General features: G+C 74.3%; 5 protein-coding genes. 3 read left to right on the forward strand and 2 right to left on the reverse strand.

The genetic code is table 11. The annotated features are described in order from the left end of the window. Nucleotides 1-25 precede the first annotated feature (25 nt). From AB2U05_RS30540 to AB2U05_RS30550, 3 genes are all read left to right on the forward strand, one after another. On the forward strand, nucleotides 26-2,431 hold the full coding sequence (locus AB2U05_RS30540) for a ricin-type beta-trefoil lectin domain protein (RefSeq protein ID WP_369184870.1): 2,406 nt from the start codon (nucleotides 26-28) through the stop codon (nucleotides 2,429-2,431). A 194-nt stretch (nucleotides 2,432-2,625) separates the two neighbouring features. After that, nucleotides 2,626-5,409, forward strand: a complete 2,784-nt coding sequence (locus AB2U05_RS30545; RefSeq protein ID WP_369184871.1) for a DUF6603 domain-containing protein — start codon at nucleotides 2,626-2,628, stop codon at nucleotides 5,407-5,409. Next, nucleotides 5,406-8,306, forward strand: a complete 2,901-nt coding sequence (locus tag AB2U05_RS30550) for a hypothetical protein (protein ID WP_369184872.1) — start codon at nucleotides 5,406-5,408, stop codon at nucleotides 8,304-8,306. The genes AB2U05_RS30545 and AB2U05_RS30550 overlap by 4 nt, the downstream gene beginning before the upstream one ends. A gap of 51 nt (nucleotides 8,307-8,357) precedes the next feature. Here AB2U05_RS30550 and AB2U05_RS30555 read toward each other — a convergent pair whose 3' ends face one another. Then, entirely contained in the window at nucleotides 8,358-9,989 is a 1,632-nt protein-coding gene (locus AB2U05_RS30555; RefSeq protein ID WP_369184873.1) for a hypothetical protein, read from the reverse strand. A gap of 3 nt (nucleotides 9,990-9,992) precedes the next feature. After that, nucleotides 9,993-15,383: a hypothetical protein gene (locus AB2U05_RS30560; protein WP_369184874.1), complete on the reverse strand. Its 5,391-nt coding sequence runs from the start codon at nucleotides 15,381-15,383 to the stop codon at nucleotides 9,993-9,995. Nucleotides 15,384-15,423: the final 40 nt, after the last annotated feature.

The raw sequence follows: 15,423 nt of genomic DNA on the forward strand, positions 1-15,423 counted from the left end.
ATCCCTCCCCACCCAGGAGACCACCTTGGGACGCACTCGCCTGCCCTCGAAACTCCGTACGGCCCTCGGCGCCGCCGCCCTGCTGCTGGGCGCGCTCGGCAGCCTGGCCACGACACCGGACGCCCGGGCCGCGACCCCCGTCCAGACCGCCGTCACCCTCGACGGCACCAAGCCCGGCCTCACCTTCGACGGGGTCGGCGCGATCTCCGGCGGCGGCGGCAACTCCCGCCTGCTGGTCGACTATCCGGAGCCGCATCGCAGCCAGCTGCTGGACTACCTGTTCAAGCCCGGCTACGGCGCCTCGCTGCAGGTGCTGAAGCTGGAGATCGGCGGTGACACCAACTCCACCGACGGCGCCGAGCCCAGCATCGAGCACACCCGGGGCACCGTCGACTGCCACCAGGGCTACGAGTGGTGGCTGGCCGAGCAGGCCATGGCCCGCAACCCCGAGATCAAGTTCTACGGCCTGAGCTGGGGCGCCCCCGGCTGGATCGGCAACACCGGCAGCGGCGGCAACTTCTGGTCCCAGGACACCGTCGACTACCTGATGTCCTGGATGGGCTGCGCCGCCCAGCACCACCTGAACGTCTCCTACCTCGGCGGGTGGAACGAGCGCGGCTTCAACGCCGGCTGGTACGAGAACCTCAAGAGCGCGCTCCTGTCGCACGGTTACGGCTCCACCAAGGTCGTCGCCGCCGACGACACCTGGGCCGTCGCCGACGCGATGGCCACCGACCCGGCGTTCCGCAACGCCGTCGACGTCGTCGGCGTGCACTACCCCTGCGGCTACCTGGGCAACTTCACCAACTGCCCGAGCACGCCCACCGCCCAGGGGCTCGGCAAGCCGCTGTGGGCGAGCGAGAACGGCTCCGAGGACGCCAACGACGGCGCCGGCGCGGTCGCGCGCGGGATCAACCGCGACTACCTCGACGGCCGGATGACCTCGTTCATCAACTGGCCGGTCATCGCCGCGCTCTACCCCAACCTGTACTTCTCCAGCGACGGCATGTCGATCGCCAACCAGCCCTGGTCCGGCGCCTACACCATCGGCAAGACCACCTGGGTCACCGCGCACACCACCCAGTTCGCCAAGCCCGGCTGGCGCTACATCGACGCCGCCAGCGGCTACCTCGGCGGCGCGCGGACCAACGGCAGCTACGTGACGCTGAAGTCGGCGAACACCACCGACTACAGCACCGTCGTGGAGACCGTGGACGCCACCGCCGCCCAGACCGCGAGCTTCACCGTCACCGGTGGCCTGTCCACCGGCGCCGTCCACGTCTGGTCCACCGACCTGGGCTCCACCGACCCCGCGAACTGGTTCGTCCACACCCAGGACCTCACGCCGAAGAACGGCACGTACACGCTCACCCTCCAGCCCGGCCGCGTCTACACCGTGACCACCACGACCGGCCAGGGCAAGGGCACCGCCACCCCGCCGCCCGCGGCCCCGATGGCGCTGCCCTACGCGGACGACTTCGAGACGCCGGCCACCACCACCTCGCCGACCTACTTCACCGACATGAACGGCGCCTTCCAGACCGTCCCCTGCGGTGGCGGCCGCACCGGCACCTGCCTGCGCCAGATGGCCCCGACCTCGCCGATCCGGTGGACCGACGAGAAGCACGACGCCCCGTACACGATCATGGGCGACGGCAGCTGGTCCAACTACACCGTCAGCGCCGACACGCTCTTCGAGCAGTCCGGCGGCGTCGAACTGCTCGGCCGGGTCAACCAGCAGGGCCGCAACAACAACGGCCTGAACGCCTACCACCTGCGGTTCAGCGACACCGGCGCCTGGTCCATCGACAAGAGCGACACCGCCTGGAACTTCACCACCCTCGCCAGCGGCACCACCACGGCCCCGGGCACCGGCCACTGGCACACCGTCGCGCTCTCGATGCAGAACACCACCCTCACCGCCAGCATCGACGGCGTCGCGGTCGGCAGCGCCACCGACGGGAGCTTCACCAACGGCCAGGCCGGCCTCGGCGTGGCCGGCTACCAGACCCACCAGTTCGACAACTTCAAGCTCACCCCCGGCACCCCGGCCACCCACACCGGCCCGATCGCCTCCGCCCTGCCCGGCAAGTGCGTCGACGGCAACTCCGGCGCCGGCGGCACCGCCGTCCAGCTCTGGGACTGCAACGGCGGCGGCGCCCAGGTGTGGACCTGGTCCAACGGCACCCTCACCCACAACGGCAAGTGCCTCGACGTCACCGGCGCCGCCACCGCCAACGGCAGCCCGGTCGAACTGTGGGACTGCAACGCCGGTGCCAACCAGCAGTGGACGCCCCAGCCGGACGGCACCCTGAAGAGCACCCAGTCCGGTCGCTGCCTCGACGACCCGGGCTTCGCCACCACCAACGGCACCCGGCTGGCGATCTGGGACTGCAACGCCGGCGCCAACCAGCGCTGGACCCTGCCCTAGCCGACCGCCGAGGACGGCCCCGGACGGCACCCGGCCGCCCGGGGCCGTCCGCCGCCGCGGGCTCGCCCCCCGCCCGCCGCGGACGTACCGTCGAAGGAGGACGACGCTCCAGCGCACGGATGGTGACGGCCGCAGCGTCCGGCCCCGCGCACGCACACACCCGGACGGCCGACCGCCGGGAAGGCTCAGCGGCGATGGACCCGAAGACACTCCTGCAGAACGTGTCCGGCCTGCTCTGGCACCTGGCCGACGCGGCCGTCCGATCGCTCACCGACCCGCTGGCCGGGCTGAACAAGCTCACCGGCCAGCCCCCGGCCCTGCAGGACAAGCTGCTGGAGCCGCTGGCCGCCCTTCCCGACCACGACGCGTTGCTCGGGCTGGTCCGCGACCTGTTCGGCGACGTCACCGACGCCGGATCGCCCGTGCGCGCGCACGGGTGGCAGCGCGACGCGAAGTCCGCGCGGGGCCTGGCCCTGGTGCTGACCGAAGGAGCCGCCCGGGCCGTCGTCGCGGCGACCCCCGGGCCGAGCGACAGCGGGCCGACGATCGACGTCGTCGTCACGCCGGGCGCCGACCTCCACCCCACCCTCGGCAGCGCCCCCTGGTCGGTGACCGTCGAGATCCGGACGCCCCAGGACGCCTGGGTCGCCACGTACTTCCCCGGCGCCACACCCGAGCCACCGGCCGGGACGGCCACCCTCACCGCCCGGCGGGGCGCGTTCGGCATCGGCCCGGCCGACGGCCCGCACGTCTCGATGGACGCCCTGACCGTCACCCTCACCGCCTCGCCCACCGCCCCGCTCGGCGTCGACCTGCTCGTCGAGGGCTTCCAGGCCGCCGTCCTGCCGCCCGCGCTCGCCGACTTCCTGGGCGACGGCGGCGGCCCGGCGACCGGGAAGACCGCCTTCACCGTCCGGCTCAGCCGCGCGGAGGGCCTGCGGTTCCAGGACGGCGGGGCGCGCCTGGCGCTCCCGGTGGGCCTGGACCTGCCGGGCGTCTCCACCCGCGGGTTCGCGCTGGAGCTCGACGAGGACCAGGACGGCATCGCGCTCCGGCCGACCTTCGCGGCCACCGCCAAACCGCCCGTGCTGCCGCTGAACGCGACCATCGACGGCCTCGGCCTGCGCGTCCCGCTCCGGCTCCGCTCCGACCGGATCGGCGTCGACCCGGCGCAGCTCCGGGCGGACTTCCCCACCGGCATGGGCATCGAGCTCGACGCCGGGCCGGTCTCCGGCGGCGGATCCGTCCTGGAGACCGGCGCGCCCGGTGACGGCGCGTACGCGGGCGTGCTGGACGCCGACCTCGGCTTCGCGCGGGTGAAGGCGTTCGGGCTGCTGCAACTGCCGGTCGCCGGGCGGGACCTGTCGTTCCTGGTCCTGCTCGGCGCCGAGTTCGGGTTCCCGGGGATCGAGCTGAGCTTCGGCTTCGCCCTGGACGCGGTCGGCGGCCTGCTCGGCTTCGACCGCCGGGCCGACGACGAGCACCTGCGCCAACTGGTCCTGGACGGCAACGCCGACCGCATCCTCTTCCCGGGCGACGCGGTCGCCCGCGCCCAGGAGATCGCGGGTTCGCTGGAGGCCTGCTTCCCGGTGGCGCCCTCCCGGTTCGTCGTCGGCCCGATGGTCCGGATCACCTGGGGCGGCCGGATCCTCGCGCTCTCCGCCGCCGTCGTCCTCGACCTGCCGGGGCCCGTGCGGGCCCTGATCCTCGGCCGGCTGACCATCAGCCTGCCCGACCCGCTCGTCCCGCTGATCCGGCTGCAGGCCGAGGTGTTCGGCACGATCGATCCCGGCGTGCCCGAGGTGGAGGTGCTGGCCTCCCTCACCGGCTCGTGGATCGTCGGCATCCCCGTCTCCGGGGACTTCTACCTGCTCTTCCGCGGCGGCAAGGACGCCGCGTTCGTGCTGTCCGCCGGCGGGTTCCACCCGCGCTTCGTCCGACCGCCCGGCGTGCCCGCGCTGCGCCGCCTGGCGATGGACCTCGGCGGCGGAGGCCTGGGCCTGCGCGCCGAGGCGTACCTCGCGCTGACCTCCAACTCGCTGCAGTTCGGCGCGAAACTGAGCCTGGACGCGACGATCGCCGGCTGCGGCGTGGAGGGCTCCCTCGGCCTGGACGCGCTCTTCGTGTGGGAGCCGAGCCTCGCCTTCTCGGTCCACGTGTTCGCGAGCGTCGCCGTGCTGGCGTTCGGCCACCGGCTGGCCGGCGTCGCGCTCGACTTCACCCTGGAGGGCCCCGCGCCCTGGCACGCCTTCGGCAGCGGCAGCATCTCGGTGCTGTTCTGGGACGTCTCGCTCGACTTCGACGAGCGGTGGGGCGCCCCGCCGGCCGTGGCGCCGAAGGCGGACGAGATCCTGCCGCTCCTGCTGGCCGCATTCGCCAGGCCCGACGTGTGGACGGCCGCGCGGCCGCCGGGAGAGCGGTCCCCGCTGCGCCTCACCGACCAGGCGAACACCGCGCTGGCCAAGGGCGAGGTCGCCCACCCCGACGCGACGTTCCGGGTGAGCCAGAAGGTCGTCCCGCTCGACACCGCGATCACCCGCTTCCACCGGGTCCACATCCCCGAGCAGACCTGGCGGATCGTCCCCGTCGTGGGGGCGCACGACGACACCCCGCTGCGGCCCGTCGACCGGACCACCGAGCAGTTCGTCCCCGGCGAGGTCTTCGAGCTGACCGACGAGCAGCAGCTCACCCGGCAGGGCTTCGAGGAGCTTCCGAGCGGCGCCGTGCTCTCCGACACCGACGTCCGGCCCGGCGCCCGGCACCGGGTCACCGACAGCTACGAGACCGTCTACGAGGTCGACACCGACTGGTTCAGCGGGACGACGACGCCGCCGCCGCCGGACGGGCGCAGGCTGGCGGGCACCGGCCTGTTCGAGCTGGAGGGCTTCGCCCGCCCCGTCCGTGCGGCCGAGCGGGTCGACCGCTGGCGGGCGGCCCAGCGGCCGGTCGGCGCCCTGAAGGTGGAGTTGCCGCGATGAGTCAACGCTGGTTCGTCTCCTCCGTCACGTTCGGCGCCCTGGCCGACGCCGTCTCGGTCACCGGGGCACGGCCGTCGTTCGACCCGGCGGTCAAGATCACCCGGACCCTCAAGGACCAGCCGGGCGAGACCTTCCCCGACCGCCCGGGCCCGAGCCTCCACCTGCTCGGGCCGGGCGACACCCTCGGGTTCGACCAGGCCGCCGTGGTCCGGCAGGAGCCCCCCGCCGGCAGCCCGAACGGCGTGGCCGAATACCTGGCCCAGGTCGAGTTCTCGGACGCCTCGCTGCCGTGGCTGCTCAGCCTGCCGGGCCCCGCCACGCTGCCGTGGCTGGTGCTGCTGGTGCTGCGCGAGGACGAGGGCGCCCTGCAGCCGGGGAGCCCGCTGCCCGTCGTCGACGTCCCGGGAGCCGCGCTGCCGGACCTGGCCGACTCGTGGGCGTGGGCGCACGTCGAGGCCCGGATCGAGGACGGCGACACACCGGAGGCCGCCGTCACCCGGGACGTCCGCACCGGTCTGGACACCGTCGTCTCGCGGCTGATCTGCCCGCGCAGACTGGAGGCCGACCGGGGCTGGCTGGCCTGCGTGGTGCCGGCCACCAAGGCCGGCGCCGCCGCCGGGCTCGGCGCCGACCCGCCGGCCGACGGGGCCGCGCAGGCCTGGACCGCGGGGCAGGCGCAGGTCCGGCTGCCGGTCTACCACTCCTGGCGGTTCCGCACGGGGGACGACGGCTCTTTCAAGGACCTCGCCCACCGGGTCCAGCCCGTCGCGAGCCGGAATCTGCCCGACTTCGGCAGCCGCACGGTCGACGTCCGGTGCCCGTGGCCGCTGCGCGACCTGCTCGGGGACGGCACCCCCGCGCGGCTCACCGTCCCCGTGCACGGCGCCCTGCGGGTCCCCGGCACCGACACCGCCGACGAGCAGTGGAGCGATCCGGCGAGCATGCTGCGCTTCCGCGAGATCCTCAGGGGACAGCTGGACGCGCCCGGGCTGCGGCACGACCCGGCACGGGTCGAAGCCCCGGTGGACCGCGACGAGAAGGCCGTCGCCCCGCCGCTGTACGGCAGCCACCACACCGGCGTGCAGGCGGTGCCCGAGGACGGCTGGATGAACCGGCTGAACCTGCGGGTGAAGTACCGGATCGCGGCCGCCCTCGGCGCCCGGTACGTCCAGCTGGAGCAGGAGTTCCTGATGGCCCGCGCCTGGGAGCAGATCGGCGCGGTCACCGAGGCCAACCGGCTGCTCGCGGCGGCGGAGCTGGCCACCGAGAGCGCCCGGGCCGCCCAGGACAAGCACCTCGGCGGGCTGGACGCGGCGGCGCTGCCGGAACTCTCGCCCTACCAGGGCGTGTTCGGCTCCGTCGCGGGGCGTGGCGCGTCGGCGAACGCCCGCGCCGGCGCGGGGAGCGGCACGCTGGCGGACGCCCTGGCACCCTCCGCCGTGCCGAACGGCGTCGCCTCGACGGCGTTCGTCCGGCTGACCCGCCGCGGCGGCGCGGTGCACCGCCGGACCGGACGGGCGGCGCGGGACGTGGCCGCCGGCGTGCTCACCACCGACGCCTTCGTCGACGGGGCCCTGAAGGCGACGAAGTCCTCCCTGCCGTCGATGTGGCTCGCCGGCGCGGAGCAGGCACAGCTGCCCCCGCCCGCCGAGGTGGTCCAGGGGCCGCTGGCCACGTCCACCGTCGTCGGCGACCCGTCGGCCGTGTTCGCCTCCCGGACCCTCAACGAGCTCCTCTCCACGATGCGGATGCTCGCCGAGGACTACCAGGACTTCCAGCAGTTCGACGCCCCCCGGGAGAAGTTCCAGGCCCTGTTCGTGAAGGCGCAGGCCGCGGCGAGCGACCGCGACCCGCGGTCGATGACGCAGCCCGCCCTGGTGCGCGGGGTCGGCCGGATGATGAGCGTCGAGCCCCTCGCGACGCCGCTGTTCACGGCGGCTGACCCCGGGCCGACCGCCCGGGCGCTCATCGGCGAGGCCCGGGACGCCGTCCAGCCGGTGCCCCTTCAGGTGGGCCGGATGGTCTCGCTGCTCGGCCCCACGGTGATGCGGGACCGCACCGAGGACGACCGGCCGCTGCGCCCGATCATGGCGCACCCGGAGTTCGGGTTCCCGATCGCGGCCGAGCTGGTCAGCCGGTGGCCGGAGTGGGCCGTCCCGGGCGTCTCCGCGTTCCCCGACGACGCCGCCACCCTGCTGGAGCCCAACCCGGCGTTCGTGGAGGCCCTGCTGGTCGGCCTGAACCAGGAGTTCAACCGCGAACTGCGCTGGCGGGAGTACCCGACCGACGAGGCGGGCACCCCGTTCTCGCGGTTCTGGCCGCCGGGCGGTGCCCGGCCCGGGTACGGCGAGATCGCCCGCTGGGCGACCGGCGACGAGCTCGGCTCGCACGACCCCCACCAGGGTGACGACCTGCTGGTGCTGCTGATCCGCGGCGAGGTGCTGCGCCGCTACCCGGGCACCGTCGTCCTCGCCGCGAAGTCGGTGGACCGCACCGTCGAGGGCCCGGACGTGCGGTGGCAGGAGCCGGCCTTCGTGCTGCCGGTGGACGAGCGCACCAACCTGTACGGCTTCGCCGGTCTGACGGCCGCGCAGGCGGTGGCCGAGCACTGGATGTTCGTGCTGCGCGAGCCGATGCGCGGGGTGCGGTTCGGCTTCGACCAGCCGACCTCCCCGCCGTCGGCGTTCACCTCCTGGGCCGATCTGACCTGGGACCAGGTGCCGACGGTCAACGGCTTCGTGGTCCCGCGGGTCGTCGACGGCAAGCCGCCCGCGCCCGCCGGGCTGGTGGACCCGCGCACGTGGCCGGGCGCGGACGCGGCGGACTTCGCGAGGATCGTCTTCCGGCCGCCGTTCCAGGTGGCGTTCTCACCGCAGCGGATGATCGGCGGCGCGTGATCGGAAGCGGCCCGGCCCGGCCCGGTCCGGCCCGGCCCGGCCTGGTACCGGTCAGGGCCAGGTCTCCGAGGGCCGGACGATGTCGAAGAGCAGCCCGCTGGAGCTCTCGCCGCAGCCGGGGTTCTTCTCCCGCCGGACCCACGGGTGCCAGGAGCCGTCGTACCAGCGCGCCAGCACCGGGCTGCGGGTCACCTCCGCCCCTTCGCGCGGCACCTCCTCCTCGGGCACGGACGAATCGGGCCGCAGCAGCCGGCCGAGCGGCTGCGAGCTCGCCCCGGGCTGGTCCAGCTGCACCAGGACGAACCGGATCGACGCCAGGGCGATCGCCTGTGGCACCAGCGGCAGCCAGTAGTCCGGCACGACGGTCTGCACCCCGTAGGAGCCGGTCCCGCTGGACTGCGAGCTCTGCGCTGCGGTGCACGGCGTGCCCTTCGGTGCGGTGCGCAGCCAGCGCTCCCGGCGGTCGACGAGTTCACCGCGGAGGTCGGTGACCGACTTCTCGATCGCCCACGCGAGGTTCGCCAGCTCGTCCCGGGCGAGCAGCACCGTCTCCAGCCGCTCGCCCACCGCGCCCTGCCCCGAGGGCATGACCAGCAGGCCGTCGTCGGTGCCGGTGACGGTGAACAGGTTCCAGCCCGCGTCCGCGCCGCCGGCCCGCCGCACCGTCCGGGTGTCGCCGAACGAGTCGGTGACCACGATGCCGTCGAGCGTCGTCAGCGAACCGACCGGCACCTCCAGCGGGAAGAGGAACCAGTCGTTCCCGTAGACCTCGCCGAAGGCGATCACCAGCAGCCGCCCGGTGTCGAGCGCGGACACCTCGGCCGCGCCGAAGTCGACCTGGGCGTCCTCCATCTCCCAGAACCGGTCGGCCGGGATCCCGCCGAAGCGCACGGTCGCGGGGACCACCTCGTGGCTGAAGGGCAGGTCCGGCGCCGCGGCCGCCGGGCCGGCGCCCGGATCGAGGTCGACGCTGAACCAGTCCAGGCCGTCGCCGAGGTACTCCTCGGCGTGGAAGACCTTCGTGCCGCAGCTGAAGTCGGCCCGGTGCTCGAAGCGGTGCGGATCGAACGTGTCCGGGGTGTCGACCGGTGCGATGCCGCGCCACCAGGCCAGCCAGCGGGCGCCGACCTCGGCGAGCCCGTCCACCCGCAGCGCACCGGCGACCAGGTCCGCGGCCAGCCTGCCGGCGTCGGGCACCCGGGGCGCGAGGAGCGTGACCAGGCCGGCCGGCGGCCCGGACGGCACCGGCACCGGGTCGAAGCGGTACACCGCGAGGACCCGCGGCAGCGCGGACGACAGCCCCGCCTCGTCCAGCAGCCGGACGAAATGGGCCCCGCCCTCCACCCGCGTGTACTCGTCCGGCTCGGTGGCGCCCTCCGACTCCACCAGGGCGTCGAGGGGGCCCGAGGCCGGGTCGTACGGCAGCCACGGGTGCACCTCCCGCACGCCGGGCGCGGCGGCCGGGCGCCAGGCCGAGATCGGGGTGCTGCGCCCGCTGACCACGGCCAGGACGGGCGAGCCGGCGTCCTGCCCGGCGAACTCCCCGAACTGCCACTGGCGGGCGAGCGCCCACGCCGGATCGTGGACCCGGGCCGCCAGGCCCGTCGCCACCTCGTCGGTGCGTGACAGCGGCTCCAGCCGGTAGCGGTAGGACCCGCTCTGGTCGACGTGCTTGCGGGGCATCGGTCAGTCCTCCGCCAGGTCGATCCAGAACTGCCTGATCGCGGCCGCCAGGTCCGTGATACCGCCGTCGCCCACCCGGCAGGCCGGGAGGATGTTGTCCAGCAGCGGAAGGTCGGCGAGGTCGACGGCGCGCATCTTGGCCAGTTCGAGGGTGTCCCGCACGACGAGCGCGAGGCCGTCCGCCGTCCAGCCGCGGGTGGTGTCGGGCGGCACCGCGATCAGCACCGCCTGCGGGGCCTTGGCGTCGGGCCGGTCGAAGTGGAACGACACCCCGGTCAGCTCCGACTCCGCCGGGACGACGTCCGCTGGGGCACCGTCCGCCGGGACGACGTCCGCCGGGACGCCGTCCGTCCGCGCCCGTTCGGCGGCCAGGGCGTCCGCGCCCGGGAGGACCTCGACCCACTCGTCGAACACCATCCCCGCGACCGGCCCGCCGTCCGGCAGGTCGGCGACGGTGTGGCGGACCAGGTGCCGGCGGGCCGGCGGCCGCGCGAGCGGGTCGAAGCGGCCGCCGATCCAGGCGCCGTCCGGCGGCAGCTGCGAGGCGGACAGCCGGCTCGCCCGGCCGGCCCGGGCCTCCGCCAGTAGCAGGGTCTCGTACCAGGTCCGCACGGCGGGACGGACCTTGGCGAACCGGCGCACCCAGTCGGCCACCGCCGATCCGGTCGCGCCGTCCGCCGGCGGCGGCAGGGCGGTGCCGGAGAGCACCGGTGTCAACGGGATCCCGGTCCCGAGGAACTCCGCCAGCACCCGGGTCACCTCGCCGAGCCAGCCGGGTGCGGTCGAGTCCGCGGTCAGCGCGTCGAGCCGGGCCGGGTCGCCCTCGATCCCCAGCGCGTCCCGCTGCTCGGGGGTGCGGACGTTCGCGACGAACTCGGCCACGCGGGTGCGCACTTGATCGAGTCCCGGGACCGCCTGGCCCGCCGGCGCTCCCGGATCCGGCGCGGCCGGGTCGTCGACCAGGTGGGACGGCAGCAGCGGACCGGCGCCGAGCAGGAGCCCCTGGATCCGGCCGGCCACCGCGCGCAGCTCGTCCCAGCCCTGCCCGAACCCGACCTCCGGGCCCGCGGCCCCGCTCAGCTCGCGGATCCTGGCCCGCAGCCGCCGGTGCACGGTGCCGGAGACGTCCAGCACGAGACCGAGGGCGCTGAACCCCACCTGGTCGAGCGTCACGGTGAACGGACGCGGGGCCGGCCCGTCCGCGACCGTGCCGGACAGCGTCCAGCCGGCGGCCGGGCCGAGCAGGTCGGCGATCCAGGCGTCGACCCGCGGTTCGAGCGCCGAGAAGGCGTCCGTTCCCCAGCCGGCGGGTCGCGCCGGGTCGCTCGGCAGCACCGCCGCGATCCGGTGGGTGACGGCCCGCCCGCGGTGCGGGGTGCGCAGGACGTCGATCCGGTCCGGCACCTGCTCGCCACTGCCCAGCGTGTCGGCGGCGAGACCGGCGCGCATCGGGTTGCCGCCGACCAACTGGTGGACGCTCTCGGCCAGCAGCAGGTCGCTCACCGCGTCGAGCGTCTGCACCAGGTCGTCCAGCATCGGCCGGGTGCCCGGGTCGGCGGCCGGAAAGCCCTTGGCGGCGAGGACCGCGTCCACCCTGCCCGCGCCGTGCGCCCGGGCCAGGGCGACCCCGTCCACCACGTTCCGGGCGGCGATCGCCTCGGAGCTGCGCTCCCACAGGGGGTCGGGGCCGGGCGTCCCGGTCGTTGGCGCCGGGGCGACGGGTACCGGGAACGCCTGGCGGAAGGCGTCCTTCTGCTGGTCCAGGTGCGCCTCGTGCAGCGCCCGCTCGAACCGGTACCCGAGCAGCGCGCCGAGGTTCTGGCCCCGGTGGACGCCGTCGAGCAGCCGGCGGGCGGTCCTGGCCCGCCGGGACGACAGGTCGACGGCGAACGGCGAGGCCGAACCGTCGGCGGGCGGGGTGGTGTCGCTGTCGCCCCCGGGTGCCGGGGCGCCCCGGTGGGCGAGGAAGCCCGACCGCAGCACGGCTGCGGTCGCCGCGTGGTGCAGCGAGGGCGCGTGGAGGAACCCGTCCGACGGCCTGGCCGTGCCGGGGTAGAGGTTCTCCACCCAGCCGTACCCGCCGATCCGGACGCCCCGCACGCCGGCCGCCCGGGTCTCGCCGAGCCGCCGAGTGGCCAGCGAGGTGGCCCAGGCGTCCCACCGGTGGGAGCAGACGTCCAGCAACTCGAAGGCGAGCGGCAGGTAGTCGTCCGCCGGGACGTCCGCGAGCGCCGTCAGCCCGGCCAGCACCGTGTCGGCCGCCGGAAGTCCGGAGGTGGCGGCCGCCTGCTGGTCGGCCAGCTGCTGTGCGGAGGCGGTGCCCGACTGCCGCATGGCGATCAGCAGGTCGACGGCGGAGGGGATGTGGTAGGCGAGGTCGACCACGTCGTCGGGGTGGCTGCTCCCGAAGGACACGAACAAGCCGTGGAGGTCGGAGTTCAGCATCACGAGGACCAGGTCGGTGGCCCCCTGCGGGGGTGGGAAGCCGAATTCGCCGAAGATCGTCGGCGGCCGGGTGGGGGCGGGGTTCCCGTCCGCGGTCATCGGCCAGCGCGTGAGGAACTGCTCCTGGGTCAGCTCGCCCCTGAGCAGCCCCACCGCGTCGGCGAGGCGCCGAGCGCTGTTGGCGAACAGGGCCGCGTACTTGTCGGCGTTCGGCGCGAGCCGCCGCGGGACGAGGGCGTAGTCCGGCGGCGTCGTGTTCGACGTCCAGGCGAGGTTGCTGATGAGCTCGGACGGGAGCGCCCACCGCAACCCGGACCGGATCCCGCCCAGCGCCACCGTCGGAGCGGGTGCGCGCAGGCTGATGCCGTCGAACCGGATGAGACCTCCCCGGGACGTGAGTTCGCGCCGGATGACGATGTCGTTCGACACCGGCAGCCGGGTGAGGACGTCCGCCGCGATCCAGTCGGCCGGGGTGCCGTCGGTGACCCGCGGAATCCAGCCCGGGGTCAGCGCGGCGCGCCAGTGGTGCCGCAGCCGCTGCAACCAGGGCACGATCAGGGCGTCGGCCCCGTCCGGGGCGGCCGGCACCCACTCGTCCAGCGCCGTCACCGGGAGCAGCCCGTACGGCTGCCGCCCGACCCGCACGGTCGGCAGCGGACCGCGGCTGCGCACGTGGTCGGCCAGGTGGTTCCTGATCGTCAACCACTGGGCGTTGCGGTCCTTGAGGACCGAGCCCCGGGGATTGTCGTCCGTCAGGACGGCGTCGCTCTGGACCTCGCCGACGAGGGTCCACCAGCTCAGCAGCGACAGCGCGGCGATCGCGCTGTCGCCGTCCCGCGCGGCCCCCGCGCACTCGCCGAGGAAGCTTCCGTCGCCCAGGCCGAGCGCGTCCGCGAGGCGGGCCCCGTCCGTCCCCTTCAGCAGTGTCGGCGGCGGGCCGGGGGGCATCGGGGTCGGCCGTGCGGACCACGCCGTACGGGTGTCGGGCGTGTTGTTCGTCGGCGCCCCCACCGGCAGGACGTCGAACCCGTCGCTGAAGAGGTGGCCCTGCAGGCACTGGCCCAGCCGTTCGGCGCCGGCCTCCGGTTCCAGATCGCTCACCCCGATGACGAAGAGCTGGTCCAGGTGGTCGTAGCCGGGCGGCAGGACCAGCTCCGCCGCCATGCCGACGTCCACCGCGGTGCGGAAGTCGACCGCCCACTCGGCGTGTTGGTGGTCGGGCGCCGCCTCGTCCGCGGCGAGCAGGCCGAGCGGCAGCGGATCGGGAACGTCCACGCCCACCTGGTCGACGACCGCCCGTCCGTCGACCAGTCCGAGGAAGCGCCAGCGACTCGGCAGCGTCGTGACCCGGGGGGCGCGCCGGGGCCCGGGGTCGCGCAGCTGCGGAGCGGTCGCGGCCCCGGGACGGGCTGCGCGGGTCGCCCAGGCCGCCCGGGGCGCGCTGACCACGCGGAGCAGGTCCTGCCACGCCTGCGCACCGGGCGCCTGCCAGTACTTCTGGGCCGCGTCGAGCTCGGCGGGGGTCAGCCGGGGCTCGAAGGAGTCGACGTGGATGTCGTCGGGGTAGACGCGCGCCTTGATGCTGCGTCGGTCGGCGGACCACTTGGTCTCGATCCGCACCGGCAGCAGGGCGATGGGAACGGACGTCCGCCGGCCGAACAGCGGGGCCTCCGCGTCGAGCGAGTCGGCGAGCCGCTGGGCGGCGGCGTCGACCTTCGCACGCAGCGCCGCCAGGGCCAGCAGTCGGTTGCTCTGGCCGTTCTCCTCCATGAGCAGCTTGTTGCTGGCGGCGCTGAACAGCGGCACATCCGAGGCCGGTTGGCTCGCCACCCAGGCACGGACCCGCTCCAGCGTGACGGCCCTCGTGTCCGCGTCCAGCTGCGCGAGGTCGTGCTCCAGCCGGGCGTCGTCGAGCACCCGGCGCAGCCCGAGGGCGCTCTCCCGCGGGACGGTCACGGGGGAGAGCGTCACGATCAGCCCGCCGGGCGATTCGATCTGGGTGACGGTGCCATCGGGGGCCAGGCCGATCGCAACGGGGGCGCCGGGCTCCCCGATCGGGTTGAGTGCCCACTGCGGGGCCGGTATGAGCGTGAGCTCGTGCGTGGCGGTGCGCGAGAGCGGGGCTTCGGCCGGACCGAAGAACTTGGGCTTCAAGTCGAAGGGAAGCGCCCGGCCGTCAACGATGAGCCGGTACCCGAAGACGGTCAGCGTCCGCCAGGACGCCCTGGCGAAGCCGGCGAAGGCGTCGTCGATCACGATCCGGCCCTGGCGGGTGAGGCCGAACGTGAAGGGGGACATCCCATCCACCAGGAAGAACGCGTATTCCCCGAACGGGATCAGTGCCAATTCGTTCGTGTCGGTGCGGGAGAGGTTACCGCCCGACCAGTTGGGCAGTTCTGGTGTCAGGCCGTGGGAGAGTTCTCTCGCGTCGAGGGTGATGGTGAATCCGTGAATCACCATCGACCGGTCGGTGACTTCGGCGAAACCCAAGAGGGTCGGGTCCAGAACGACCCGGCCGTCGTGGGTCACGGCAAACCCGTAGTCCGTATTTCCTCTGGAGAGCTGGAACGTGTAGGCCGGCGCAGGTAACAGTCGGACGTCGTGCGCCGTCTTCCGCGACAGCGTTCCCGCGCCGGTGGTGATGCCCAGGAGCAGATCGTGCGACAGGGCGCGGGCGTCGATCGTGACCGGGAATCCGTGCAGCACCAGCGTGGTCGTCCCGCGGCCTTCGAGGAAGCCGTCGAAGGTCGCGTCGAAATCGACGGTGCCCTCCTGGGTGACCTTGAAGTGGAAGCTCTCCTCTTGGTCGGACACCTGCGCGACGCTGTAGACCCCGGGCGCCAGGGAGATCGTCGGTGCGGCCGACCCGTCGATGGACGGGACGTTCAGCCCGGCGATCATGAACTGCGGGAAGGTGAGGCTGCTGCTGTCAATGCGGATGTCAGGCATCTCATGAGCCCCAAGGCTGCAGAGGTGATGGGGGCCTCAC

The organism is Streptomyces sp. Y1 (assembly GCF_041053115.1).
In the GTDB taxonomy this organism is placed as follows: Bacteria; Actinomycetota; Actinomycetes; order Streptomycetales; family Streptomycetaceae; genus Kitasatospora; species Kitasatospora rubellomurina.